At 50.0% G+C, this 26,206-nt stretch carries 23 protein-coding genes; 10 read left to right on the top strand and 13 right to left on the bottom strand.

Translation table 11 applies throughout. The features are described 5' to 3' along the window. Positions 1–357 precede the first annotated feature (357 nt). From acnB to AC4GL5_RS12335, 3 genes are all read left to right on the top strand, one after another. A complete protein-coding gene (gene acnB, locus AC4GL5_RS12345; protein WP_490383092.1) occupies positions 358–2,961 on the top strand; it encodes a bifunctional aconitate hydratase 2/2-methylisocitrate dehydratase in 2,604 nt (867 codons plus the stop codon). Positions 2,962–3,170: 209 nt separating this feature from the next. Beyond that, on the top strand, positions 3,171–4,115 hold the full coding sequence (locus tag AC4GL5_RS12340; RefSeq protein WP_490383091.1) for an SPFH domain-containing protein: 945 nt from the start codon (positions 3,171–3,173) through the stop codon (positions 4,113–4,115). 3 nt (positions 4,116–4,118) lie between these two features. After that, entirely contained in the window at positions 4,119–4,580 is a 462-nt protein-coding gene (locus tag AC4GL5_RS12335) for an NfeD family protein (protein WP_490383090.1), read from the top strand. An 80-nt stretch (positions 4,581–4,660) separates the two neighbouring features. Here the strand turns inward: AC4GL5_RS12335 and AC4GL5_RS12330 are convergent, their stop codons facing one another. Further along, a complete protein-coding gene (locus tag AC4GL5_RS12330) occupies positions 4,661–6,877 on the bottom strand; it encodes an OsmC domain/YcaO domain-containing protein (RefSeq protein ID WP_490383089.1) in 2,217 nt (738 codons plus the stop codon). 411 nt (positions 6,878–7,288) lie between these two features. Here AC4GL5_RS12330 and AC4GL5_RS12325 point away from each other — a divergent pair, with 411 nt between their 5' ends. After that, on the top strand, positions 7,289–8,551 hold the full coding sequence (locus AC4GL5_RS12325) for a cyclic di-GMP phosphodiesterase (protein WP_490383088.1): 1,263 nt from the start codon (positions 7,289–7,291) through the stop codon (positions 8,549–8,551). A gap of 61 nt (positions 8,552–8,612) precedes the next feature. Here the strand turns inward: AC4GL5_RS12325 and AC4GL5_RS12320 are convergent, their stop codons facing one another. From AC4GL5_RS12320 to AC4GL5_RS12310, 3 genes are all read right to left on the bottom strand, one after another. Continuing rightward, a complete protein-coding gene (locus AC4GL5_RS12320) occupies positions 8,613–9,203 on the bottom strand; it encodes an NAD(P)H-dependent oxidoreductase (protein WP_490383087.1) in 591 nt (196 codons plus the stop codon). 114 nt (positions 9,204–9,317) lie between these two features. Further along, positions 9,318–9,683 carry a MerR family transcriptional regulator gene (locus tag AC4GL5_RS12315; RefSeq protein ID WP_490383086.1) on the bottom strand — a complete coding sequence of 122 codons (366 nt, stop codon included), beginning with the start codon at positions 9,681–9,683 and terminating at the stop codon, positions 9,318–9,320. Beyond that, entirely contained in the window at positions 9,683–9,994 is a 312-nt protein-coding gene (locus tag AC4GL5_RS12310) for a cysteine-rich CWC family protein (protein WP_490383101.1), read from the bottom strand. Before AC4GL5_RS12310 ends, AC4GL5_RS12315 begins: the two co-directional genes overlap by 1 nt. A 130-nt stretch (positions 9,995–10,124) precedes the next feature. Here AC4GL5_RS12310 and AC4GL5_RS12305 point away from each other — a divergent pair, with 130 nt between their 5' ends. Continuing rightward, positions 10,125–10,787 carry an acyltransferase gene (locus tag AC4GL5_RS12305; RefSeq protein WP_490383085.1) on the top strand — a complete coding sequence of 221 codons (663 nt, stop codon included), beginning with the start codon at positions 10,125–10,127 and terminating at the stop codon, positions 10,785–10,787. Positions 10,788–10,856: 69 nt separating this feature from the next. Continuing rightward, positions 10,857–11,390 (top strand): YqiA/YcfP family alpha/beta fold hydrolase, encoded by a 534-nt coding sequence (locus AC4GL5_RS12300; protein WP_490383084.1) that lies wholly within the window; start codon positions 10,857–10,859, stop codon positions 11,388–11,390. Positions 11,391–11,493: 103 nt separating this feature from the next. Here the strand turns inward: AC4GL5_RS12300 and AC4GL5_RS12295 are convergent, their stop codons facing one another. Both AC4GL5_RS12295 and AC4GL5_RS12290 read right to left on the bottom strand, forming a co-directional pair. Continuing rightward, positions 11,494–13,440: a PhoX family protein gene (locus AC4GL5_RS12295; RefSeq protein ID WP_490383083.1), complete on the bottom strand. Its 1,947-nt coding sequence runs from the start codon at positions 13,438–13,440 to the stop codon at positions 11,494–11,496. Between the two features lie 290 nt (positions 13,441–13,730). Continuing rightward, positions 13,731–14,318, bottom strand: a complete 588-nt coding sequence (locus AC4GL5_RS12290) for a diguanylate cyclase domain-containing protein (RefSeq protein WP_490383082.1) — start codon at positions 14,316–14,318, stop codon at positions 13,731–13,733. Positions 14,319–14,543: 225 nt separating this feature from the next. On the opposite strand from AC4GL5_RS12290, the gene AC4GL5_RS12285 reads away from it, so the two are divergent. From AC4GL5_RS12285 to AC4GL5_RS12270, 4 genes are all read left to right on the top strand, one after another. Beyond that, positions 14,544–16,442, top strand: coding sequence for a sensor histidine kinase (locus tag AC4GL5_RS12285; RefSeq protein WP_490383081.1), 1,899 nt, complete (start codon positions 14,544–14,546; stop codon positions 16,440–16,442). Between the two features lie 30 nt (positions 16,443–16,472). Then, positions 16,473–17,093, top strand: a complete 621-nt coding sequence (locus AC4GL5_RS12280; protein WP_490383080.1) for a response regulator transcription factor — start codon at positions 16,473–16,475, stop codon at positions 17,091–17,093. Positions 17,094–17,325: 232 nt separating this feature from the next. Further along, the gene (locus tag AC4GL5_RS12275; RefSeq protein ID WP_490383079.1) at positions 17,326–18,348 is read left to right on the top strand and encodes an ABC transporter substrate-binding protein; all 1,023 of its coding nucleotides are present in this window, start codon (positions 17,326–17,328) and stop codon (positions 18,346–18,348) included. An 84-nt stretch (positions 18,349–18,432) separates the two neighbouring features. Then, positions 18,433–20,373 carry a hypothetical protein gene (locus AC4GL5_RS12270; protein ID WP_490383078.1) on the top strand — a complete coding sequence of 647 codons (1,941 nt, stop codon included), beginning with the start codon at positions 18,433–18,435 and terminating at the stop codon, positions 20,371–20,373. Positions 20,374–20,389: 16 nt separating this feature from the next. Here AC4GL5_RS12270 and moaA read toward each other — a convergent pair whose 3' ends face one another. The 7 genes from moaA to AC4GL5_RS12235 form a co-directional block, all read right to left on the bottom strand. Further along, positions 20,390–21,403, bottom strand: coding sequence for a GTP 3',8-cyclase MoaA (gene moaA, locus AC4GL5_RS12265; protein WP_490383077.1), 1,014 nt, complete (start codon positions 21,401–21,403; stop codon positions 20,390–20,392). Continuing rightward, positions 21,400–21,873, bottom strand: a complete 474-nt coding sequence (gene moaE, locus AC4GL5_RS12260) for a molybdopterin synthase catalytic subunit MoaE (RefSeq protein ID WP_490383076.1) — start codon at positions 21,871–21,873, stop codon at positions 21,400–21,402. Before moaE ends, moaA begins: the two co-directional genes overlap by 4 nt. Position 21,874: 1 nt before the next feature. Next, entirely contained in the window at positions 21,875–22,759 is an 885-nt protein-coding gene (moaC, locus tag AC4GL5_RS12255; RefSeq protein ID WP_490383075.1) for a cyclic pyranopterin monophosphate synthase MoaC, read from the bottom strand. Between the two features lie 118 nt (positions 22,760–22,877). Further along, a complete protein-coding gene (locus tag AC4GL5_RS12250; RefSeq protein ID WP_490383074.1) occupies positions 22,878–24,188 on the bottom strand; it encodes a bifunctional molybdopterin-guanine dinucleotide biosynthesis adaptor protein MobB/molybdopterin molybdotransferase MoeA in 1,311 nt (436 codons plus the stop codon). Positions 24,189–24,199: 11 nt separating this feature from the next. Beyond that, complete coding sequence (gene mobB, locus AC4GL5_RS12245) at positions 24,200–24,817, bottom strand: molybdopterin-guanine dinucleotide biosynthesis protein B (RefSeq protein ID WP_490383073.1); 618 nt, start codon at positions 24,815–24,817, stop codon at positions 24,200–24,202. A 224-nt stretch (positions 24,818–25,041) separates the two neighbouring features. Then, a complete protein-coding gene (gene mobA / locus AC4GL5_RS12240) occupies positions 25,042–25,650 on the bottom strand; it encodes a molybdenum cofactor guanylyltransferase MobA (RefSeq protein ID WP_490383072.1) in 609 nt (202 codons plus the stop codon). A gap of 165 nt (positions 25,651–25,815) precedes the next feature. Next, positions 25,816–26,206, bottom strand: a 391-nt coding sequence (locus AC4GL5_RS12235; RefSeq protein WP_490383071.1) for an ATP-binding cassette domain-containing protein, incomplete at its 5' end; no start/stop codon positions are given.

Below are 26,206 nucleotides of genomic sequence, written 5' to 3'. Positions count from 1 at the left end.
CTCCTGATCCACGGCCACACCCACAAACCGGGAATCAGAGATGTCCGGGGAACGGGTTACAAGCGCCTGACACTCAGCGACTGGGATCATGAGATTTGGTACGCCCAAATTGAGAATCATGAAACACCCAAATTACGCCAGTTCACGTATGTTGCTTGAATTTCGCGTAAACTGACCGAGATCAACGACCAAAGTTGAACCCTGTACCTAGCATCCCCAACTTAACATTGTCGACATTTTACTTTAGAATCGTGCCACCGAATAAGAAGGTCGATGAATACATCGAACGCTTTGATTTCACGTAAAAAACTGTCTTTTTTACGCTGGGTCAGGGCATGAACTGATGAGGGTCTTACCGTGCTTGAAGCATATCGCAAACACGTAGAAGAGCGTGCCGCTGAAGGTGTTGTACCTAAGCCGCTAAACGCTGAACAAACTGCGGAACTGATTGAACTGCTGAAAACTCCACCAGCAGGTGAAGAAGAATTCATCCTTGATCTGATCACCAATCGTGTACCGCCGGGTGTAGATGAAGCTGCATACGTTAAAGCTGGCTTCCTGTCTGCAATCGCTAAAGGTGAGGCATCCTCCCCTCTGATCGACAAGAAACATGCGGTTAAGCTGCTTGGCACTATGCAGGGCGGCTACAATATCGAAACTCTGGTTAATCTGCTGGATGACTCAGAACTCGGCGAAGCTGCAGCGACTGAACTGAAGCACACATTGCTGATGTTTGATGCATTCCACGACGTAGCCGACAAAGCAAAAGAAGGCAACGAAAACGCGAAGGGCGTTATCGAATCCTGGGCTGAGGGTGAATGGTTCACTTCCAAGCCTCAGCTGGCTGAAAAAATCACTCTGAGCGTATTTAAAGTAACCGGCGAGACCAACACTGACGATCTGTCTCCGGCTCCTGATGCGTTCACCCGTCCTGACATTCCTAAGCACGCGATGGCGATGCTGAAAATGGAACGCGAAGGTATCACTCCTGATGAGCCAGGCGTTCAGGGTCCAATCAAGCAGATCCGCGAACTGCTGTCTGCTGGCCATCCTGTTGCTTACGTTGGTGACGTTGTGGGTACCGGTTCTTCCCGTAAGTCCGCGACTAACTCGGTTCTGTGGTTCTTCGGTGACGAAATCCCGAATGTTCCTAACAAGCGCGCTGGCGGTTTCTGCTTCGGTGGCAAGATCGCTCCTATCTTCTATAACACGATGGAAGATGCAGGCGCACTGCCGATCGAAATGGACGTAGAAAACCTGAACATGGGCGATGTCATCGACGTTTACCCATACGAAGGTAAAGTGTGCAAGCACGGCACTGACGAAGTTGTTTCTACTTTCAAACTGAAAACTCAGGTTCTGCTGGACGAAGTTCGTGCCGGCGGTCGTATCCCACTGATCATTGGTCGTGGCCTGACTGAGAAAGCTCGTGAGTTCCTGGCGAAAGGTCCAACTGATCTGTTCAAACGCCCTGAGCAGCCAAAAGATACCGGTAAAGGTTACTCTCTGGCTCAGAAAATGGTTGGTAAAGCGTGTGGTGTTGAAGGCGTACGCCCGGGCACTTATGTAGAGCCTAAGATGACCACTGTAGGCTCTCAGGACACCACTGGTCCTATGACCCGTGATGAACTGAAAGATCTGGCATGTCTGGGCTTCTCTGCAGATCTGACCATGCAGTCTTTCTGTCACACAGCTGCTTATCCTAAACCAGTTGATGTGAACACCCACCACACTCTGCCAGACTTCATCATGAACCGTGGTGGTGTATCTCTGCGTCCTGGTGACGGTGTAATCCACTCTTGGCTGAACCGTATGCTGCTGCCTGATACTGTAGGTACTGGTGGTGACTCTCACACCCGTTTCCCAATCGGTATCTCTTTCCCAGCGGGTTCCGGTCTGGTTGCGTTCGCTGCAGCGACTGGTGTTATGCCACTGGATATGCCGGAGTCTGTTCTGGTTCGCTTCAAAGGCGAAAAAATGCAGCCTGGCGTCACTCTGCGTGACCTGGTTAACGCGATTCCTTACTTCGCGATCAAGCAGGGTCTGCTGACTGTTGCTAAAGCGGGTAAGAAGAACATCTTCTCTGGCCGTATTCTGGAAATTGAAGGTCTGCCTAACCTGAAAGTTGAGCAGGCGTTTGAACTGTCTGACTCTGCAGCAGAGCGCTCTGCAGCGGCTTGTTCTATCAAGCTGAACGAAGAGCCGATCGCTGAATACCTGCGTTCTAACATCACCATGCTGAAGTGGATGATTGCAGAAGGCTACGGCGATGTACGTACCATTGAGCGTCGTATCAAGGGTATGGAAGACTGGCTGGCTAACCCTCAGCTGATGGAAGGCGATGCAGACGCAGAATACGCCGCCGTAATCGAAATCGATCTGAACGAAGTTAAAGAGCCTATCCTGGCTTGCCCTAACGATCCGGATGACGTGAAACTGCTATCTGAGCTGGCTGGTGAGAAAATCGACGAAGTATTCATCGGTTCTTGCATGACCAACATCGGTCACTTCCGTGCCGCCGGTAAACTGCTGGATGCTGCTGGCCAACAGCTGCCTACCCGCATGTGGATCGCGCCTCCAACCAAGATGGATCAGGCTCAGCTGACTGAAGAAGGTTACTACAACATCTTTGGTAAAGCGGGTGCACGTATGGAGATGCCGGGTTGTTCTCTGTGTATGGGTAACCAGGCGCGTGTTGGCGACAACACCACTGTGGTATCGACCTCTACACGTAACTTTCCTAACCGTCTGGGTACTGGTGCTAACGTTTACCTGTCTTCTGCTGAGCTGGCTGCTGTTGCCGCTCTGACCGGTAAACTGCCTACTGTAGAAGAGTACATGCAGTACACTGCGAAGCTGGATACCATGGCTGACGACGTGTACCGCTACCTGAACTTCGACCAGATCGCGTCTTATCAGGCGGCTGCATCTAAGTTCATCCCACTGGCTCAGGAAGCTTAATTCTGACAGATCAGAAAGCATACTGAACCAGAAAACCCCGGCTTTGCCGGGGTTTTTTTATGCCCGCAACAAAAGATACAAGATAACTGCTTTTTTAAAGGATTAATTAAGTCACGAAACCGGTTTTTATCTGATGTTAGAATCCTGCCGTTGCCAATGATATATCGTCAGTTGGCTTTTCTTACTTGACCACAGGAGTTATCCGCCAAATGGAATTTTTTATTGAAACGCTTCTCTCTTTCGAAGTGATTTTACTAATCCTGGTGCTCTTTTTTATTAAAAGCACCATCAAGTTTGTCCCTCAGAATCAGGCCTGGCTGATTGAACGTTTTGGTAAATATCAGTCAACCAAAGAAGCCGGTCTGAATTTTATTATCCCCTTTATTGACCGCATTGCAGCTGAGCGAAGCCTGAAAGAGCAAGCTGTTGATGTTCCGTCACAAAGTGCAATTACCAAAGACAACATCTCTTTGGTGGTTGATGGCGTACTCTATTTCCGCGTACTGGACCCTTACAAGGCAACATACGGCGTTGATGACTATGTATTTGCGGTCACTCAGTTGGCACAAACCACTATGCGTTCCGAACTGGGTAAAATGGAGCTGGATAAAACCTTCGAAGAACGCGATCTCTTGAATGCGAACATTGTATCCTCGATCAATCAGGCCGCAGAGCCCTGGGGTATTCAGGTCCTACGTTATGAGATTAAAGATATCGTTCCGCCAAACTCTGTAATGGAAGCAATGGAAGCTCAGATGAAGGCCGAGCGTGTGAAACGAGCCCAGATTCTGGAATCCGAAGGTGACCGCCAGGCGGCCATTAACGTCGCAGAGGGTAAAAAACAGGCTCAGGTACTGGCCGCCGAAGCAGAAAAGGCAGAACAGATCCTGAAAGCGGAAGGTGAGGCGAAGGCCATTATGGCTGTTGCAGAAGCCCAGGCTGAAGCTCTGCGCAAAGTTGGTGAAGCTGCAGATACAGAACAGGGTCAGAAAGCGATTCAGTTGGATCTGGCAACCAAGGCTATCGAAGCGAAACAGGCAATCGCCCGTGAAAGCTCTGTGGTACTTCTTCCTGAAAGCGGGACCGATGCCAGCTCTCTGGTTGCCTCATCAATGTCCATCATTAACTCTCTGAACAGCAAACAGAAGGCTTAAGATATGGGTTTTCTGCTGCAGAACCTTGCCGAATCCCTGATGGTTTTGGGTGTTCTCGCTCTGATCATTGAGATTGCAGTGCTGGGCTTTTCAACCTTTGTACTTTTTTTCTTTGGCCTTTCCCTGCTGGTTACCGGTGCTTTAATGACATTCGGCATCCTAACGCCGGATGCAAGCACCGCGTTCTGGTCTAATGCCGTACTGACAGCTCTGCTGACTATAGGGTTATGGAAGCCTCTTAAGTCAGCCCAATCCAAAACGGATGACAAGCAGGTCAAAAGTGACTTTGCCGACCATAGCTTTGTACTGGATGCCAATGTGGACAGCAAAGGTGAAAGTCTTTATCAGTACTCAGGGATTAGCTGGAAACTGAAGAGCCTTCAACCTATAGAAAAAGGTACTCATGTACGCATCACCAAAATGGAAGTGGGTGTACTCTGGGTTGAGAAAGCACACCACCTCTAATTCAATTTTGGTTTAATTTATCGCAATTGCCGGAAAGTACGAAGCATAAAGGAAGCACGGTTCGTTTTATAAAAGCCGAATCATGCTTCATTTGATAGTTTAAACCTTTCCGTTTTAGCCCGCGCTGCATGCAGTTTCTGGTAGCTTTCGATCAGACGCTGATGTTTCTCCAGCCCTTCCAGCTGCATACTGGTTTCGGTCAGGCCGTAGAAACGTACGGTGCCTTCGATGGAGCCTTCCACGGCATCCATACGCTCGGCACCGAACATACGGCGGAAGCTGTTCCGGAAGTCTTCGTAGTCCAGCTCGTCATCCAATACCACTTCCAGTGCGGCATTCATCCCCTGATAGTACAAAGAGCGATCCAGGGTATTGTCGTTGTACTGCAGGAACATCTCCACCAGCTCTTTGGCATCTTCCAGTGCACCGAGGGCCAGACAGATCATGAGTTTGAGTTCCAGAATGGTCAGCTGACCCCAAACGGTGTTTTCATCAAACTCGATGCCGATAAAGGTGATGATATCGGTGTAATCATCTTCTTCACTCTCTTCCAGACGCTCGAACAGGGCTTCCAGCTGCTCATCGTCCAGACGGTGCAGGTTGAGGATATCCTCACGGAATTTCAGCGCCTTGTTGGTATTGTCCCAGATCAGATCTTCCACCGGATAGATCTCGGAGTAGTCCGGCACCAGAATGCGGCAGGTAGGCACGCCCAGCTCGGTACGCACCGACTGATACACCTCTTTGCCCATCTGTTCGAGAATGGCGAACAGGGTTTGGGCTTCCTCTTTGTTAGAGTCCTCACCATCATGTGAAAAGTCCCACTCACAGAATTCGTAGTCCGCTTTGTCGCTGAAAAAACGCCAGGACACCACACCGGTCGAATCAATAAAGTGCTCAACAAAGTTATTCGGCTCGCTGACCGCATGGCTTTCAAAGGTCGGCTTAGGCACATCGTTCAGACTTTCAAAACTGCGCCCCTGCATCAGCTCGGTCAGGCAGCGTTCAAAAGCGACTTCAAAGTTCGGGTGACCACCAAAAGAGGTCAGCACGCCGCCGGTACGCGGGTTCATCAGGGTGATACAGGCCACCGGGAACTGACCGCCCAAGGAGGCATCTTTCACCAGAATAGGATACCCCTGCTCTTCCAGCCCTTTGACGCCTTCTGCGATCTGCGGGTATTTCGCCAGCACGGCCTCCGGCACATCCGGCAACGCCAGCTCCTGCTCCAGAATCTGACGCTTCACCGCCCGTTCAAAAATTTCCGACAGGCACTGCACCTGCGCCTCTTCCAGAGTATTACCGGCACTCATACCGTTACTCAGGTAGAGATTTTCGATCAGGTTGGACGGGAAATAAACGGTTTCACCATCAGATACCCGTTCAAACGGCAGCGAGCAGATACCGCGATCGGTGCGGCCGGAGTTGGTATCAAACAGGTGAGAACCGCGCAGTTCGCCTTCCGGGTCATAAATATCGCGGGTGTACTCATCCAGAATCGCGTCCGGCAGGCTGTCGCCTTCGCCGGGCTGGAACCACTGCTCATCCGGATAGTGCACAAACTCGCTGTTGGCGATCGCTTCACCAAAATACTGATCGTTGTAGAAGAAGTTAAAGTTCAGACGCTCCAGAAACTCACCCAGCGCGGAGGCCAGTGCAGCTTCTTTGGTGGCCCCCTTGCCGTTGGTGAAACACATCTGAGAGGCCGCATCACGAATATTCAGCGACCAGGCGTTAGGCACAATATTGCGCCATGAGGTGATCTCGATCTTCATGCCCATATCCGCCAGCAGCTGGGTCATGGTGGCGATGGTTTTTTCCAGCGGCAGATCTTTACCCGGAATCTCAGTACAGGCATTTTCATCCAGATCCGCCATCAAAAGTGCCTGAGCATCCTCGTCCAGATTCTCCACCACCTCAATGACAAACTCAGGGCCGGTCTGCACAACCTTCTTAACCGTGCAGCGGTCGATGGAGCGGATAATGCCCTGACGGTCTTTTTCAGAGATATCGTCCGGCAGCTCTACCTGAATCTTAAAGATCTGGTTGTAGCGGTCATTGGGGTCAACGATGTTGTTCTGGGACAGGCGGATATTGTGGGTCGGAATATCACGCGCGTTGCAGTACACCTTAACGAAATAAGCCGCACACATAGCAGAAGAAGCGAGAAAATAATCGAACGGCCCCGGTGCCGAACCGTCACCTTTGTAGCGGATCGGCTGATCAGCGATAACAGTAAAGTCATCGAATTTGGCTTCTAAGCGGAGATTGTCGAGGAAATTGACATTAATTTGCATGGAAAGAACTACTCAAAAAAAGCGATAGCACGCAGCAGTGCAGGTTGTCGCCATTATCCATTTTTTTAGTCCAGAGTCTTCGTTTTTTGTTTTGAGTAGACAGAAAGTGTTCTTAAAATTGTCGGGTAAATCTGCGCCACAAAGCAGCATCTGCCCACTGACTTTTAAGTTCCCTCCTTCCAAATACTGGATTGCTTTCAATATTTTTTCTTAACTAAGTTTTGTTGAAAAGCAGGATAGTTGCAAAATCAGACATCAGAGACATTTCACGTAAAAGAGTAGATTTGCTACGTCATTCTTATTCGTGTAAATTTCAAACAGGAATAAATTTTTTGTCACAGATCAATGTGAAAATCAAAATCAAAAATCATTGCTAACCTGACAAAGTATAGGGATTGTTGAGCTTTCTCCATGACAAAAAAAACCATTGCTGCAGAACATGTCCGTATTGGCATGCGTGTTGTTGAGCTAGACATTAACTGGCTTGAATCCCCTTTCTGGCGTCGCGGGTTTACCGTGAAGTCAGAAGAGGAACTGATTAAACTCAAACGAGCCTGTAAGCAGGTTGTAATTGATATTGAAGCTTCGACCCGCCACTCTCTGTCTCACTTTCGCCAGAAGCCGGTCGAACCTGCCAAAGCCCGTAAGCTGGCCGAGCCTGAAACAAAAACAAAAGATGCTGAAAATAATGCACTCGAAAATCGAAAGGGACTAATCGCTGCTCCGGAACTGCTGAACCGGAAAGAACTCCAGATTATTGAAGGCAATATTGCTGTTTGCGTGGGCGAAGTAAAAGATCTCTTCACACGTGTTAATGACAGTAATCGTGTCTCCTTCAAAAAGCTGACCGAAGCCGTACATAAACTGATGGATGACGCACTGAACGATGCGGCATCGCTATTGCTGTTATCCAGGCTTAAAGAGAAAGAGCAATCTTTGGCAGAGAAATCCGTCAATGTTTGCATTCTGACTATTGCTTTCGCTCAATATCTAGAGCTCGACAGTCATACCATTTATCTTTTGGGTATGGCGGCCCTGCTTCATGATATTGGTATGCTAAAAGTACCTAACTATCTGCTTAGTTATGAAGGCAAGCTGAATAAAGCACAGCGCCAAGCTATAGAATATCATGTGATTGAAGGTATGAGCTTTGTTGGTCTACACAATGAGCTATCTACCCTGCCCGAATTGAAAGAGATTATTGGCAATCACCACGAACGCTATGATGGTTCAGGCTATCCAAGAGGGCTCAAGGGGGATAAGATCCCCTATCTAGCCCAGATTCTCGGCATCACTAGCACTTACGAGGCCATGACGAGAGAGCGCTTCTACAGCGATGCTTCTAACCCGACTCAGGCGTTATCACGTATCTATAGTTGGCGTGCTAAATTGTTTGATGCCAGTCTTGTAAACCGTTTTATCAAAGCTCTGGGAGTCTACCCGCCAGGCTGCATGGTCGAACTTATGGATGGTCAGATTGCCATCGTAACCATGATCAACCCGGAAAACAGGACTCGGCCAGTCGTAAGAGCTCTGAACAGCAACCTACAAGGCTCAGAAGACGTTCAGGCCGAAATTGATCTAATGCGCCCACAAAATGCTCAAATTAGTATCAAGCGAACCTTGGACGATACAAACCTTCAGGAATTGGGGGCTATAGCTAACAGAGCCTGAAAACTAATATCTAATTTTCTATGCCAGTCATCCCAGCCGGCCCCACCGGCTGGGCTCCCACTTAATTCGTCTTAGCCTGCCCCAACTCATTTGCCGTTTGAAGCCAAAGAGCAATCTGCTGCTCATCAGAGAAACTCGCGCTGTGAATCAGCAAAGGCTGCTCGTTCTCTATGCCACAAAACTCCAGAGTAAAGCGATTCAGCTGCTCAAGCACAGGAGCCGCCTGAATCTGGGCATACTCTTCCGGGGCATCCATGGTCAGAACCAACCGGGCGGCTTTCCCTGTCAGTAGCGGCGTTGGCAGTGGGTTGTCTGCTTCATATTTAAAGGTCTGTCCCGGCAGAAAAACCCGGTCGATCAGGCCCTTGAACTTAGCCGGTAAACCACCCCACCAGATCGGCGATACGATCAGAATTTGATCCGACCATTGCAAAGCCGTCAGAAAGTCATTCAGATCACTCTCCAGCTCTTGTTTTTGGTCATAACCCTCATTGAGGCTGGGATCGAAATTCATGTCACTCAGATTAAAACGCCGGATCTCAGGCTCTGTTGAGTGGCTACCCAAGCGGACACCGGCTTCATAAGCGTCAGCCAGTTGATGATTCAGGCTTTCCTGCTTTGGGTTTGCGTTCAGAATTAAAAGGCGACTCATGTTCAGTACTCCATTGCATATTTTGAATACCAGGAGTCTAAGCTCTGCCCTTAGGGGCAGAGTCAACAGCAGAAAACAAAAAGGGAAGTACAGACTGGAAAATCCGGCAATTGACTAGGAGTCATTGTCAGAACGTTGAGGACATTGATTAAGAGAACCAAGACAGAGATCCACGCTCGCCAGCTTTTGATTCAACGCTTCCTGCTCCTGCAGCAGACGCGCTTTCACCTGAAGCAGAAACTCACCGATCTTCTGCCAGTCCGGCTCACCATCACGGAATAAAATAACGCTTTTCAGCTCATTGAGCTTAACACCCAGCTTTTTCGCCTCGACGATCAGTTTCAGCAGCTCAAGATCACTTGGGCGGTAGACCCGATAACGTCCCTGCCGAGGCGGTGAATCAATAAGCCCCATCTCTTCGTAAAGCCGGATCGCCTTTACCGACAACCCGGTTTGTTTAGCCACTTCTCCGATATACATCAGAAGCTCCCTTGGCTTGCCTGCTGATACTTTTCAGCGCAACGACGACAAACACAAGCCTTGCGGCGTTTTTCCTGCGGGATCTGAGACAACAGAGATTCCGGAAAGTGAATAGCAGGATCATTGCACCAGCAGCTACGCGCCACATCAGCAGCCCCCTGATTCAAGCAGGAATTAGCTTCCCCACACAAAGGGCAACGCAGAGGGTCTGGGGTTTCTACAAACTTAACAGAAGTTAAATCTACAGTTGTATGCTCCCCAGCGTTAGAGTCAAAGAGTTCCACTGCGGATACGAGTTGTTTTCGGCTCATCATCTTGATTTATCAGACGTTAAAAGCCTGACAACTTAATCCCCCTGCCCTGAAAGAGCAACGGTTTGATGAAAGGTAACGATCTGGCAAAATAGGTGTTTAGCTATCAGCCTGCAAAGAAAACACCATCATGCCCGAACCAGAAACGCTGGAATTTTACCGTCAACAACACAAGAAACGGCTGAGCTGGATGCCCTGGCTCTATTTTCGTCTGAAAGCGAAACACCTGCAGTGGGCAAAACCCTGGCAGGATGAACTACAGCAAGCCTTAAAGAAACTTGAAACACTCGAGCTTGCGGACTCAGTATTTATATCACCGGATGCCGCCTTGTTTGCCGAACCCGGTCGTGCCATCACACTTGGCGAGGAAAGCTTTGTTGCAGCCAACTGTTTTCTGCATGGCCCGCTGACGATTGGCCGCGAAGTGGCGATCAATCACGGCTGTTCCCTTGATGGCGGCAAGGCGGGTATTACCATTGGCGATCAGACCCGCATTGCCAATCAGGTCAAGCTTTACGCCTTTGATCATGGTATGGCACCGGATATGCCGATCTATCAGCAGAGCAATCGTTCAAAAGGTATCGCCATTGGCAAAGACGTCTGGATCGGGGCCGGAGCTGGCGTTCGCGATGGTGTTGCCATTGGTGATCATGCCGTTATTGCTATGAACGCCATGGTGACCCGGGATGTGCCTGACTATGCCATTGTTGCCGGCAATCCGGCCAAGGTGATCGGAGACCGCAGAGACAAGCCCATCGGCTATCGGGAAAAGACGACAGGTATCGTTGACTGATTGCCCCAAAAGCCATAGATAAACCACTTTGAAAACCAACTCAACCGTATATTCTGATCAGGAGCCACTATGCCGTTACATATCTGCTTTATTCACGGAAAGGAAAGCGGCCCCTGGGGCAACAAAGGCCAGCTTTTCTCTCGTATAGCCAATGAGAGAGGCCACGAATTCAGCGCTCTGAATTACCTGAGCGCAGACGATCCCGATGACCCGGAAAGCCGGGTAAAAATGCTGAAAAGCTATCTGGCTGAAACCAAAATACCGACCAATCAACTGGTGTTAGTGGGCTCCAGCATGGGGGGGTATGTCGCCGCACGTACCAGTCAGACCTACAAAGCCGCCGGCATGTTTCTGATGGCACCCGCTTTAGGGCTGGAGAACTATCCCGTTCAGTGGCCTGAGATTAGAGCGGATTCGGTTTATCTGGTGCACGGTCTTTTTGATCGGGTTATCCCTTGGGTTAACTCCAACGATTTAAGTCAGAAGCTCGATTGTAAAATCCATCTGGTAGCTGATGATCACCGCCTGGGTGACAGTATGAACTTTATTGAGGAAGATTTTCTGCTCTTTCTTGAACCTCTGGAAGCGGCCTTAAAGCGCTGATACCGCCAATCACACCACAAAAAAGCCTGATGGTGCTCACTGCCCCATCAGGCTTTGATTTGGCAAAACCGATCACAAAAAGATCTGTTAATATTAGCCCGTCTTAACTGCCGACTAAACCACCATCTTTCTTAGTGATCACCACCAGCGAAGGGCGCGGTGGCATTTTAGGTTCAAAATCGGGCCACCGGGTTACCGGATCAGCAAAGGTGGATTCCCTGGCAAAGGGAGGATAATCCTTCGCACCATCACTCCCCGGATGCTGAACCGAAACAAAGAGCGTTTTATCATCCGGTGTAAAAGCCGGACTTGCCATCTCCGCCCCTACCGGAACACGAAAGAACATTCGGGCTCCCCCGCGTTTTTTCCCCTGTGTCTCTACAGCCCATATACCATCCGTTGAACCGGTTTTACCCCAGTTTTCACCCTGATCTGTGGTTACCCATAACCGCCCACGGCCATCAACGGCAAAGTTATCCGGTGCGATAAACCAATTACTCTCCGGTTGATTAGGGTGACCATCTTTAGTATCAGTCCGGGTACCCTCAGAAATACCCGAATGAACCTCAACAGCATCCTCGTTGTCAGTTTTCAACATTACCCGCCAGCTGTAGTGTTCTCCGGCATGATCCCCTTCCGGTGGCGATAACTGAAGAATCTGTCCAGCCAGCCCCCCTTGTTTTTCGTCTCCCTCCAACAGCATCAGATAAACACTCTGGTCTTTGGGGTTGATCGTTACGTCTTCTGGCCGGTTCAGCGGAGTTGCACCGAGAAGATCAGCTCCAAGGCGGGCATCAATCAACACATCGGCCTGACTATCAAAACCATTCTGAGCCGTTAAAGGACCATAACCATGGCGTAGTGGTAACCAATTTAGTGCGCCTTCTTCTTCAAAGCGGGCAACATAAAGGCAACCTTCATCCAGCAACCCAAAATTTGCCCGTCGGCTATGGGGATCGTATCGCCCATGGCTGACAAACTTGTACAGGTACTCACCGTTCTGGTCATCAGCGGAGTACACAACAACCCGGCCATCTTCATTAACCGTTACCGCTGCACCTTCATGCTTAAAGCGTCCTAAGGCGGTTCGCTTCACAGGTCGGGCATGGGGATCATAGGGATCAAGTTCGACAATCCAACCAAAGCGATTCACTTCATTGGGTTCCTGCTCAATATCAAAGCGTTCATGATGCTTACCCCAATCAAACCACTTGCCGGGTATACCGTAGCGTTTCAACTTCTCTTTTTCCAGATGGTGTTTTCTTTTACCACAGAAATAACCGTTAAAGTTTTCTTCTGCCGTTAACAGGGTCCCCCAGGGTGTGATACCACCGGCACAGTTATTCACGGTACCGATGACATGCCTTCCCTTGGGATCATAAGTGGTTTTCATCCGCTCATGACCGGCTGCCGGGCCTGCGATATCCAAAACACTTTTTAACGGTGAGATACGTCGGTTATAGGGACTGAATCGTACGCGTTGCCAACGTCCTTTTCGGTCTTTCTCAATCTCGATAACACTCAGGCCATGAGCAGCCATCTCAATTTCGCAAAGATTACGCTCATAATCACTTTTCTTCCCCAGATGCTCATTCCCCTTTTCATACCTGGGGAACATCAGCTTACGGGTCGTGTATTCATGATTGATCGCCAGAAGCCCCCGGTCCGGATTATGAGACCCTCTGGGCAAAGGAAAGAACCCCACGTAGTCATTGTTATAACCAAACTGACGAGCCTGAGCATAGGGCGTTTGCTTCAGCGGATTAAATTCAGGAGCATCATCGGTAACCGGATCCCCCCAACGAATCAGAATATCTGCACGATAACCTTCCGCAACGTGATGCGTACTATCAACACCATAGGGCAGCCCGGAAAAAGAAAAATCCTCTCCGGCATTCACCTCTGATTGTGACCGCTTTTTCGCTTGATAAAGCTCTGTCTGGATGCTTTCAGCCTCTTTCTGAGTTAGCTCCAGCAACTGATTGATATCCGGATGTTTAACCGGACTGATGCGTTTATCTTCATCAGCGTCCCATTGCTTAGTGATCATAGCCGTATCCTCAAAATCCTATTAGCCCGCAGTTTCATGTACAGAATCATGCTGCAACTGCGAAATGACAGGAAAATGAAAAGCGGTAAAAAGAACACTCAGATAGGATGCAGATCAAAAAGAGGGGGCGTCAACACAAGGTTACGATAAGCCGGAATGGTTTAAATAACAGAGTACAGCAAAGGTTTTAAGACAGAAAAATCGGATGAAAAAAATGGGGACATCCCATGTCCCCAAAGAGCAACAGCCTGATAGGCCGATGTTCACTTAACGATTGAGTTACCCAAACGCTAAGAGACCCTGGACTCTGCGCCATCATCGGAACAGAGAATATGAAGTTGACCTGGCCCCTTATATTTAAGTTCTGCGCTGAACAAAAGAGCCTCGGACACAATTCGGTTAAGCGGTAAATCTTCGCTTATTGTCGCTGCAGTAACAGTACAACTCAGTTCAACTGAGCGATCTGAAAGACGGATCTGCCTCTGTAACTGACACTGAATATCTTTCGCGATACCTTCTAACTGCTCTTTATTGAGGGGGGAGTCAGACAGTACCAGCTGTACAAAACGGTCCCCCTCATAGCGATAACTGATCTTAGGGAAACTGTGATCCAAGTTGGATAACCGATCTGCCGACATGGCAAGCAAAAAGTCACCTACGGAACGACCATGCTCTCTGTTAACCTTAGAAAACTGATCAAAATTGATCATGAAAACAGCTGAAATACGTCCGGCGAATTCAGGGGACGCTTTATCCACTTCAAAGGCGGACCGACACAACAACCCCGTCAGAGAATCATAGTTTCCCAATTTACTCATAGGGCCTCCGACATGTTGCTCATTAGCAACGAAGATGGGAGAAAGTTGTTCAACGGTCATAATGAGATCCCTTACACAATACGATTTTGCTATGTTCAGGAAAGAATTGATCAGACAAGCGCCTAATCTGACCCTGCCCCGAATAACCGTAAATTAAGAGTAATTTTGCGTTAAAGCCTGTAAGACAGCCACTCGGTTCAATACCGTTTTCGTTCAGGGTTTTCCCTAGGGCATTATCCTACTGTCAAAGGTATACTTGGAGCATATAGCAAACTGGACAGAGCAATGGAAGAAAGCAAAAAAATAACACTTATAAATCAGTTAGTTCGCTTGGTTGTGTTGCCTTTGCTATTAACGGTTTTGTTACTCTCTGCGCTACAGGTGTATCTCTACTATGAAGCCAATATTGACAATACAGAGGCTCATGTAGAAAAACGTATCGCTCTGATACTGCCAATGCTTTCAAAAGCACTCTACGATGCCGATGCAGAAACCATTAACCTGATAGGCGACAGCCTTTTTAAGGAGTCCTTTGTCGATTACCTGATGATCTCCGATCAGTTTTCACGGATCTACATGCGCAGCCGAAATGCTGGCAATCAGGATACAACTATCCCCTCCATCGTGATCAGTAAGCCCCTCAGTTACACCAATAATCAGGGACAACGCCTGCTGCTGGGTAATCTTAATATTCACTATAATCCGCAAATTATGTTGAAGGGACAGGCTGCATCCAGCCTCTCAATTGTGGCATTGGGTGTTCTTAAGCTTATGCTGCCGTTATTCGCCCTGCTTTTCTTTCTTCAGCGTAAGCTTCAGAAGCGTCTGGATGCTCTGATCAATGAGATCTCAGGAGCTCGACCTGACCAGCTGGGCCAGATTACGCAAAAAGCCAGTGATCCCAAAGAGATACAGGAGCTAATCAACGCCTACAATCAGCTGCAGGAAAATAATTTTCGCTATCACAACCGTCAGCAGGAAGCTCATGCCAAACTGATTGAGCGAACCAATGAGGTTGCAGAGGGGCGGGAATCAGCCCGGCTGCTGACCAACATGCTTCAGAACAGCCAGAAGCGCTACCGGGCGTTGTTTCACCGCAATGTGGACGCTCTTCTGATTGTAGAAAGCTTCAGGCTGGAAGATGAAGAACGCTATCGCATCATTGATGCCAATCAGGCCGCGATGAAGGTGCTCGATCAGCCACTTGAGCAACTGATCAAGCAGGATTTTGAAGTGATGTTTGGCTCTCAGCCTCTGGAACATGGCTGTTACCGACTGGACGAAAGCTCACTGCCCTCCCCCTTGCAAAAAGCGGGTTTGCAGATTGAGCTTCACTTCAACATGGTCATGTATGACAAACAGGCGCTTTACTATGTCACGTTAAGAGATGTCAGCGATAAAATTCGTGCAGAAAAGCTCGAAAAAGAAGCCGACGAGCTGATGAATTTCCGACAGAATCAGATGGCTATTGCAGAGATGGCGACCACTATTGCCCATGAAATCAATCAACCACTGGCAGCCATACAAAACTATGCTCTGTCAGCGATCAACTTCAGTCAAAAAGAACAGATCAACAGTAAAAAACTCCATCAGAGCCTGGAGCACCTGATTCAGCAAGCTGATATCGCCTCCCAGATTGTCCAACAGGCCCGTAGTCATCTGGGCCGGAATGACTATCCGCAACAGCAGTTGGATCTGGTCAAAACCCTTCGGGAAAGTCTTGACCTCTGCCGACTGAGAGCAGATAAACATCAGGTCACCCTCCTTTTGAACACCGAAATGGCTGAAGCCCCTGCAATAGCCAATGACGTTCAGATAAAGCAACTCATGATCAATATGCTCTCCAATGCGATTGAAGTGCTTGCAGATCAGGCCGACAAAAATGGCAAAGTCAGCATCAACCTGAGCAAAGAAGAGAACAACTACATGATCAGGGTCAGTGACAATGGCCCCGGTATCGACAGCATAGAAAGAGTGTTCACCACTCACTACAGCACAAAAGAAAAAGGCTTAGGTATGGGGCTGGCAATCTGCAGGAGCATCGCAGAAATGCACCATGGCTCCATTACAGCCCGCAATCCGGAACGGGGCGGGGCAGAATTCATCCTGCGGTTACCCGCACAAATAACAACACCGGAGACAAACAATCCGGAGAAAACTGAAAGCCATCTGCAGCATCGATAACTGCGCAGTTGGCTTCAGGAGGATACACACTTGCAAACAGTACCTCAGAAAATCCATATTATTGACGACACGGAATCCGTATCCGCATCGCTGAAGATGCTGCTGGAATCCTACGGTTATGACGCGGTTACTCACGCTTCCGGCGAAGAATTTCTTACCGAGATGCAACAAAAAACATCGGAACCCAGCTGTATTCTACTGGATGTTCGTATGCAGGGCATGAGTGGCATTGAGCTATTTCAGCAACTGGAGTCACTCGATATTATCGCTCCGGTTATCTTCATCACCGGACATGCGACAGTGCCAATGGCTGTCAGGGCGATCCAGCTGGGAGCCTTTGACTTTCTTGAGAAACCTATTGATCACAGCCAGCTGGTATTTAAGGTGGAAGCGGCACTTAAAAAATTCCGCGAAACCAAAAACGCCCTCCAGATTGAGCAGGAAAGCCACAAAGCGCTGGGATCTCTGACCAAACGAGAGTATCAGATCCTCGAACTGCTGGTAAAAGGTTACGCCAACAAAGAAGTCGCCAGAGAGCTGAATATCACGGTTAAAACCGTCGAGTACCATCGCAGCAATATCATGCGTAAAACAGGAGCTAATTCTCTGCCGGAATTAGTCAGACTGCACCTGACTTACCAACAACACTAAAAATCACATTAATACAGTACCAGCAACAGGCTCATCAATGCTTCATACCTCAAAGACGCTGCCTCAGCCAGGCAAACCGCAAGTTTTGAGTGCAATTCTTATTCGCCTCTTAATACTGATGAGCCTCTTGCTACTCATCCACCGGCCTGCCATTGCGACTGAGCCCCTGCACCCAACTGCGCCGGCAATCAGCGAAGACAACCCGTCAGCACCTCCCTTGCAGGTGGTGCTCATGGTCAAGAATACGCAAAACCCCTTTTGGCGTCAGGTTGAGCAGGCCGCAACAAAAGCCGCTTCTGACCTAGGCATAAGGCTTCAGGTTGTTGATATCAATAACAACCCACTGCGGCCAATTCGTGTACTTTCCTCTTTGGTAAACTCAAGCCATAAACCGGATGCCGTACTTTTCCCCAATATAAAGAACACCGGCAAGGCGATTCTCGAACTGCTGGAGAAAAACCAGATCTACGGTGTTCTGTACGACAATGGCTTCTCCCCAAAAGACAATATGGGTAAACCGGGGCAATATTACCGCTACTGGCTGGGCAATATTGAAATCGACAACTACAACGCCAGCCGTAAACTAACCCAGGAACTGGTCGAAGAAGCCCTTCAACGCTTCCCTGATCAACGTCCATTGCCGATGGTAGTTCTGGATGGCAGCTCGTCGTCACGATCTGCCGCGCAACGGCTTTTGGGTATGTTTGATGCGCTGGTAAGCTACAAAGATCAGGTCGATATCAGGCAGATTTTTCACACCCGATACGACCCTGATCATGCTTATAACGCAACCCTTTCAGCAAAACAGCGCTATCCGGAGATCCGTATCATCTGGGCCGCCAATGATGCCATGGCTCTCAGAGCAATTGAGGCCCTGAAAGAAAGCGACAGCATACCCGGCCAGGATATTTTGGTAACCGGCTTTGATCTCATCCCGGAAGCCCGACAGAAAATACAACAGAAAGAACTCTTCAACAGCTATGGTGAACACTACATGTCAGCGGCCTGGGGGCTGGTCTATATCTATGACCAACTCAGGGCACCCACGCCCCATTATCGTCACCTGAACATTCCCCTCCATTCCGGAAAAGCCCCATTCAGCGCTCAATTCCTCCACGATAAGGGTGAGAACCACATCGAAACCGACAGGGATTTTTATGACGTTGATTTCACCCTTTTCAGCCACCTCCTCAGCAACCCAAAAGGCACGAACGGCTCACCAAAGTACCTTTTTGAAGCCAATAGCAATCCCTAACCCAAAAAGAGCAATCCTTAGGTTTGCCTTTCGCCAAACCCAGCCTTAGACTGTTGTTTTTGCGGTAAAAATGGAATTCCAGCTATGGGCCTCTTTGGTCGGAAAAAATCTGACAGCTCAACGACAAAAGTCTCTATCCAGCGTGAAGGCTTTGCCCATATACGCCAGATCAGCGAGGCGGTTACAACGATGCCCTGGGGCATTTCGCTGCTCTCTCTGGCCTGGACTGCAGGTCCGGTAACCCTGATCGCAGCACAGCTGAGCTACGTACTGGGTTATAACAAGGCCCCCACCCAGGAAAACCTGATCTTCTTTATTATCTACACCGTGATTACCGGTGTGGCTGGTATTGTCGCGCAAATTGTGTATCGCCTGACTCGGGTACCCAAAATTGAAGAAGAAAAGCGTCGTGTGTCTCTCGTTCTGGAACAACTACCGGAGCTTCGCTGGCAGGTACTGGATCTGCACACCCATCAGCATGACCCGGAGCAGCGCCAGCGTTATGTCGCCAAGCTGCTATTGCAAAAGGCAGACCTAGACCCTGAATCCCTGAAGCAGGCAGTCTACGACCTTACCCTGAATAAAACCTTTGCCCGCCTGATCAGCCAGATTGAGATCTATCGTCAGGTTGGTATGGATCGTCGTATTGATGATCTGGTAGAAAGTCAGCGTTTCCTCATTCGCCACGTTCTGGTCCAGCTTGAATCCATCGAACCGGATGCTATTCCCTATATCCGAACCCGATTACAGGGGGACAGTCCCGACCAGAAATTGGGCATGCCCCGCCAGGAAAACTTTATTGAACGTATTTTTGCCGCTATCGAAGAAGAAAATGATCTGCTGATGTCCGACGAGGACGTTGAAGAGATGATCGTCCTAGCCTTCGAATTACTCTGTGGCCGTCGTATATCAATGCTTACCTTCGCCTATCGTGGCCGTTGGGAGCTGGCAGACGCACTGGACAGAATGGAACGCAACCGCAGCGAATACCGTATTGCGCAGGCTACCGGGCTCAGTCGTATCCGCGCTTTGGCCAGTTTTATTAATCAACAGTATCTTCTGCAACGTACCAGTGATGATGAAGAGGTTGAGCAGCTGCAGATCAATCAGTCCGCCGACATTCTTGTGGAAAGTGCCGAGCACTACATGGATGAATCAGCCGAACGCCTATCAGAATATTGCCGTAAAGCCCGCCGAAAAAGAGCCAAAGTTGATAAAGACTGGATCAGAGAGCAATCCCGACAACTGGGTGAGGCGCTGAACCTCTGGAAAGAGATTCGACGGGCCTACGAGCGCATTGGCCGCATTCATGTTCAGCTTCTCAAGGCGTCGGACCGCTGGGAAAGATCGGTTGATACTTTTTCCGTTAGTGATACCAAACTGCAGATCGGCAGTGGTCATCGGGGTCTCAGGGTAACGGAAAAATCCATTTATCTGGATGAAGAGGCGATCAGTGACGTCTGCCTGAAACTGCACGACTTTCTGGTCAAATATAAGCTGACCCCTGAGGATCTTAATCAGGCACGTAACAAAGCCCTTCGGGGCAGGGTTGAGCGCGCACAACTTCCGGAAGACCACATCACACCGGAGATTGCGAAACAGCTGGCTATTGAGATCGCATTAGCACTGGAACCCCACATTCATCTGAGCCGCCCCGAAATCCAGCGCGCCATATACAGCACCAACGCCATCTACATGAACGACATTGAACCGGGCATGAGCGCAGCGACAAAAGCTGCCATGGGTACCGCGATGGCGAATGAGAAGCGGCATGATCTCTCAGTAGCCGCTGAGCGTCTGGCCCTGGCGCTGGTAAAACACTACCGGGTTGAACTGGGTGAGGATGCCATCGCCTTCCTCCGTGACAACTATCACGCCAGAGAAAGCCGCCTGAACGTACTGAACCAGTTTGCCAAACCCAGAGAACGCAAAGTCAGCTACCTGAACCTGCGTCCCCCTGTGGTAGCCGCGCCAAAACGTGATTGGTATAAAGCTCTGATCGCAGCCAGAAGACTGGCGGAATAAAGCCAGAGACTCAAGCTCAGCCTCCGGTCATATTCATAAAGCGCACCACCTGCACATCACCATCCGTCGTAAAGTGATGCCGCTCCGGCTTAATGGCCATACTCTCCCGAATCGCTTGTTTCAGAGGCTCAATATCCCCCGGATTGGCCCGTATAATCGCTCTCAGATCCACGGAATGCTCATTACCCAGGCAGAGCAACAAACGCCCCTCAGCGGTTACCCGAACCCGATTACAGCTACTGCAGAAGTTATGGCTGTGGGGAGAGATAAAACCGACTTTGGTTTTCAGGCCGGGGATACGAAAATAGCGGGACGGTCCATCGGTCTTTTCTGTCGTAGGCATCAGCTCATAGCGCTGACGAATCACCTCGCGAACTTCATCACTGGAGCAGTAGGTCTCTTCCCGCTGATGTTCAGAGATCTCACCTAACGGCATCTCTTCGATATAGCTGATATCAATTCCACGTGCTATCGCAAACTCCAGCAGATCCAAAATCTCATGGTCATTGCGGCCCTTAAGAATCACAGCATTCAGTTTAATACCCTTAAAACCCGCTGCCACAGCGGCATCAACCCCCTCAACCACTTGATTCAGGTCGCCCTTGCGGGTCAGCTGACGGAAAAGGTCTGTGTCGAGGGAATCCAGAGAGATATTCAGCCGTTTAAGACCGGCGGCTTTCAGATCATCCGCCATGCGCCCCAGCTGAGAACCGTTGGAGGTCATGGCAAAGTCGGTAATCTGCGGCAGATCACCAATATGCTCAATCAGCTCCATCACATTACGGCGTACCAGAGGTTCACCGCCAGTCAGGCGGATTTTGTTCACCCCGAGTTCGGCAAAAGCTTCTGCCACAAGAGACATCTCTTCCAGTGTCAGCACCTTCTCACGGGGCAGGAAAGTCATATCTTCGCTCATGCAATATACACAACGAAAGTCACAACGATCCGTCACTGACATTCGGACATAGGTCACCTGACGACCAAAGCCATCCACCAGTTTTTCCTGTTCAGACTGAATCGAAGCGGTCATACCTCCCCCTCCTTCCATCGCCGGGCGGCGGCATCATCTGAACGTCTGGCAGACACCCAATAATCCCCATGACGGGTATTCTCTTTTTTCCAGAAGGGTGCCCGGGTTTTCAGAAAATCCATAACAAAGCTGCAACCATCAAAGGCCGCCTGACGATGAGCAGAAGCCACGGCCACCAGCACAATAGGATCTCCGGGTGTTAAGCGGCCGACACGGTGAATCACATGTACCGCCTGCAAAGGCCAGCGTTCCGCTGCTTCAGCAGCAATCTGTTCCAGCGCCTGCTCGGTCATACCCGGATAATGCTCAAGGGTCAAAGCCAGTACATCGGGTTGCTCATTAAAATCCCGAACCAGACCTGAAAAGGTCACTACCGCACCGATATCGGTGCGATTTTCCGTGATCGACCGGTTAACCTCAGCCAGGCAGAACTCCGCCTCCTGAACTTTAATCTCAATCTGACAGCTCATATTAGCCTCCCGTAACCGGCGGGAAGAAAGCCACTTCATCACCGGCCTCAACCGTTGCCGATGCTTTAGCCATCTGCTGATTCACCGACATCAGAAGGTTCTTGGCCGACAGTTCATTCACCCATTCCGGATGGGAGATAATCAGCTGCTCTTTAAGCTCAGCCAAGGTCACCGCTGCGTCATCCAGTACCACGCTGATCTGCTCACAGCCCAAGGCTTCACGCAAACCAGCGAAAAAACGCACATCGACACAGGGCACGCCCACAGAACCTTCGGTCGCCGTGTCAGTTGCTGCATAACCCGCAGATTCCGTACCGGAATGAGCAGAAGCAGAGCCTGCCTGCGGCGCAAGATCAGTCGAATCGCTGGTCATCTGCCAATGACCGGATTTACCACCCTTTTTCTCCAGCACTTTCGTGCCCGAGATAACCATAGTTTTGTCCACGGCCTTGCACATATCGTAAAGTGTCAGCGCTGCCACAGAGGCTGCTGTCAGCGCCTCCATTTCAACACCGGTCTGCCCTGCCAGTTTGCACAGGGTTTCAACGCGAATTCGGTTTTTCTCCGGTTCCGGAATCAGCTCGACCTTAACCTTGGTCAGCATCAGAGGATGACACAGCGGGATCAGATCTGAGGTTTTCTTGGCGGCCTGAATACCGGCAATACGGGCTACCGCCAGCACATCACCTTTTTTGTGCTCGCCGGATACGATCATCCGCAGGGTTTCCGGCTGCATCTCGACATACGCTTCTGCCACAGCTTCTCGGGCGGTGACCGCTTTTTCGGTCACATCCACCATACTGGCCTCACCCTTAGCATCAATATGGGTAAAACCTTCCGGATGCAGATCCGTATCGGAGGTCAGATTGTTAGCTTGCTGAGTCATAGTGTTCTCTCTACTTCCCGCCTTAGGCCCCGGTTCCGCAAAGCCGGCATGAGGCGGTGATCGTTTTTATTCTTTAACGTTTTACGAAGTACTTGCTTCAATTAACGACTGTCCGCTTTTAAAGCAGGTCAGCAAAGGGATAAATCATCACGGAATCCCCCGGCGCGATGGCCGCATACTCATCGCCAATTTCAATCAGGCAGTTGGCTTCGGTCATGGAACGCAGAATGCCGGAACCCTGAGTCCCTGTGGTGCGTACCTGTAGTTGCCCTTCGGCCGTCAGGCTAAAAATACCGCGATGAAAATCGGTACGGCCTTCGCGACTGCGCATCTTTTCCTCTGCAACCGCAGGAATGCCCTGCAGTTGCCATCCGCTTTCACCCTGCAGCTTGCGTAACGCCGGTTGCGCCAGCTGCATAAAGGTCACCATCACCGCCACCGGATTACCCGGCAGACCAAAGAACCAGGCTGAATCTGAGCCTTCATCGGACAAATCCGCACCGATACGGCCAAAGGCAAAAGGACGACCGGGACGGATATTCATGCGCCAGAAACCGACCTCACCCACCTGCGCCAAAGCCGTTTTGATGTAATCCGCCACACCGACAGAAACACCACCAGAGGAGATCACCACATCAGCGTTAACCGCTGCATCCGCCAGCGTTTTCGCCAGCACCGCTTCCTGATCCGGCAGAATGCCCAGATCGATCACTTCGCAATGCAGCTTTTTCAACAGAGCGATCAGAGAATAACGGTTGGTATCGTAAATACTGTGCGCCGGTAACGGCTGCCCCTGCGCTACCACCTCATCACCGGTGGAGAACACCGCAACGATAAGAGGCTTAAATACCGCAACCTCTGTCAGCCCCAGAGAGGCGATCAAGCCCTGATGGGCCGGCGTCAGACGGGTACCTGCCTTGACGGCAATCTGACCGGTTGCCAGATCTTCACCGGCCTGACGAATATTGTCGTTCAGACGCAGGGATTCCGGCTTGTCGATCACCATCCTGTTGTCACCTGCCTGACAGATCTCACGCATGACAACAGTGTTAGCTCCAGCCGGAACCGGTGCCCCGGTGGTGATGGTCACCGCCTGACCGGTTTTCAGTTCACCATCAAAACCGTGACCCGCTAATGCCTTGCCGATCAGTTCATATTCAGGCTCAAAAACCTCACGGCCATCTTCCGGCAGCGCCAGTGCAAAACCATCCATCGCGGCATTAGTCTGCGCAGGAACATTGATCGGCGAGATCACATTTTGTGCCAGTACACAGCCCGCAAGCTCTGCGATCGGTTGCCGGATAACCTGCGGCTGAGACGCCGATTGCACCGCATCCAGCAGCGCCTGACGCCCCTGCTGAACACTCAACTGACCGGGTTGATCAAAGCAACTGACCACTGCCTGAGGCGTATTCTTTTCTGATGTCATGACAAGGCTCCCTATACACGTTTAGTGCCGCTTTCGATGACGTTTTCAGCATCCAGCACCTGATGTTGCTGCTTCACCTGCTCAATCACAAAGTCAGCGATCGCCTCAGGATCATTCAGGTCTAACAGAGGCAGAGCATTAACCGCGTCGCCAGAATCCACCAGGTTCTCTTTCAGCTTAGCGGCATCATTCGTAGCGATGGCGATAATGTTGGCGTCATTCAACGCGATAACCGGTTTACCGGTTTCCGGACGATGTATCTCAATTTTGGGGAAAGGAATCGCTTTGAAGCCCTCCACAAGAACACAATCCAGACGGTGCAGGGGTAAAAAATCGATCATCTCCTGCAAGTCAGGATCTTTTACCGGTGATTCATCACTCACAGGGAAATCCAGCATCATCGCCATACGTTGAGATGAGGCCACCAGCATGGGGGCTGCTCCCGCCTTGCGCAGCTCGAAACTATCTTTACCGGGCTGATCCACTTCAAAAGCGTGATGGGCATGTTTTACGACAGCACAACGGATACCTTTCCGGACCAGAATTGGCAGCGCTTTTTTCAGCAACGTTGTTTTACCGGAGCCACTAAAGGCCGAAAAACCCAGCACCGGCAGGGGATAATTCAACATAACCCATCCTATTTGGTTTAGCGCCAAGCGATCTCGCGACGCACAAGGACCCTGCAACAGAGCCCTTTTCGTGTTGTATGGGTCTATTTGAGCAAGGAATATTCCACGACAGCTCTGAAACAGGTCAAAAAAGAACCAATAAAGTCCAGATGCCTCACACTGTGAGAAAAACCATAAAAAAAGCAGCGACTTAGCGCTGCTTTTTCCGGATAGAACAGATGATGTCAGAGTCGCCGTTCCAGATCCTGAACCTCCTGCTGAGTGTTCAGGTTCATAAAATCTTCCTCCGGACTGTCAAAAGGCACAACAACCATACGATGCTGCATGTACCAGCGATCGATCTTGCGTTTCCCCTCAGCCAGCCAACTTTCAAGACTTGGCAACAGACTTCGGCGCACCAGAGAGATCACTGGCTGCAGACGCTCACCATCATGAACAACGGCAACATCCACATCATTTTTGGCAATGGCCTGATAAAGCTTCTCAACGACATTGTTCGGTAACAAAGGAATATCACAGGGGACAAACAACACCCAGTCAGTTTTGGCATGAGTCAGGCCAGTCAGCATCCCCATAAGCGGACCATGAAAACCCTGTTCAATATCTTCAACGACGTCATAACCCAGCGCCAGATACTCTTCCAGACTGCGATTGGCATTGATCAGCACGGACTGAACCTGAGGACCAATATGTTCCAGAACATGATGAATCATGGGCCGCCCTTTAAAAGGCACCCATCCCTTATCCATGCCCCCCATCCTCTGTCCCTGCCCCCCGGCCAGAACAACTGCGGTAATCTCGCGGGTATCAGGTAGGACTGCTTGACTGTTCATGGCTTGAGGCTCTCCGGATTAAATCCCTATTAAGGTCTGAGACAGCGAATCCTGCGCTTATCAAAAAAGATCGGTATTACATCTATTGTATGCGGCCTAGGGAATACCCGTGGATTATTTTTACCTGGCCGGCTTATTTTGCCGCCAGAATCCAAACGCATCCGTTTAAGTCTCAATACGGGAAGCAGCTAACGTGCCAGACTGGATATTCCATCGGGTATTACACAGATCCGTGAGCAGATTTTTCTGGTGAGAACTCACCATAATCACCGTTCCTTTATCAATTAAATCAGTCACTAAGCGATGCATTAGCTCAATTGAATCATCATCCAGATTTGCTGCGGGTTCATCCAGCAGCAGCAGACCCGGCTCTAATAACCATGCTCTTAAAAGGGCCAACCGTTGCCGCTCACCACCTGACAAGGTTACCGCATCCTGATCCCGCAGGCTTTCAAGCCCCGCAAGCTGTAATCCAAGCTCCAACGCTTCTCGAGCCACGGGGCGCTTATTCGCCCTGATCGAGCGAATCACAAAGTTAAGGTTGCGCTCCACGCTG

The organism is Oceanospirillum sp. (assembly GCF_982874595.1).
This window is presented reverse-complemented; position numbering and strand designations above follow the sequence as displayed.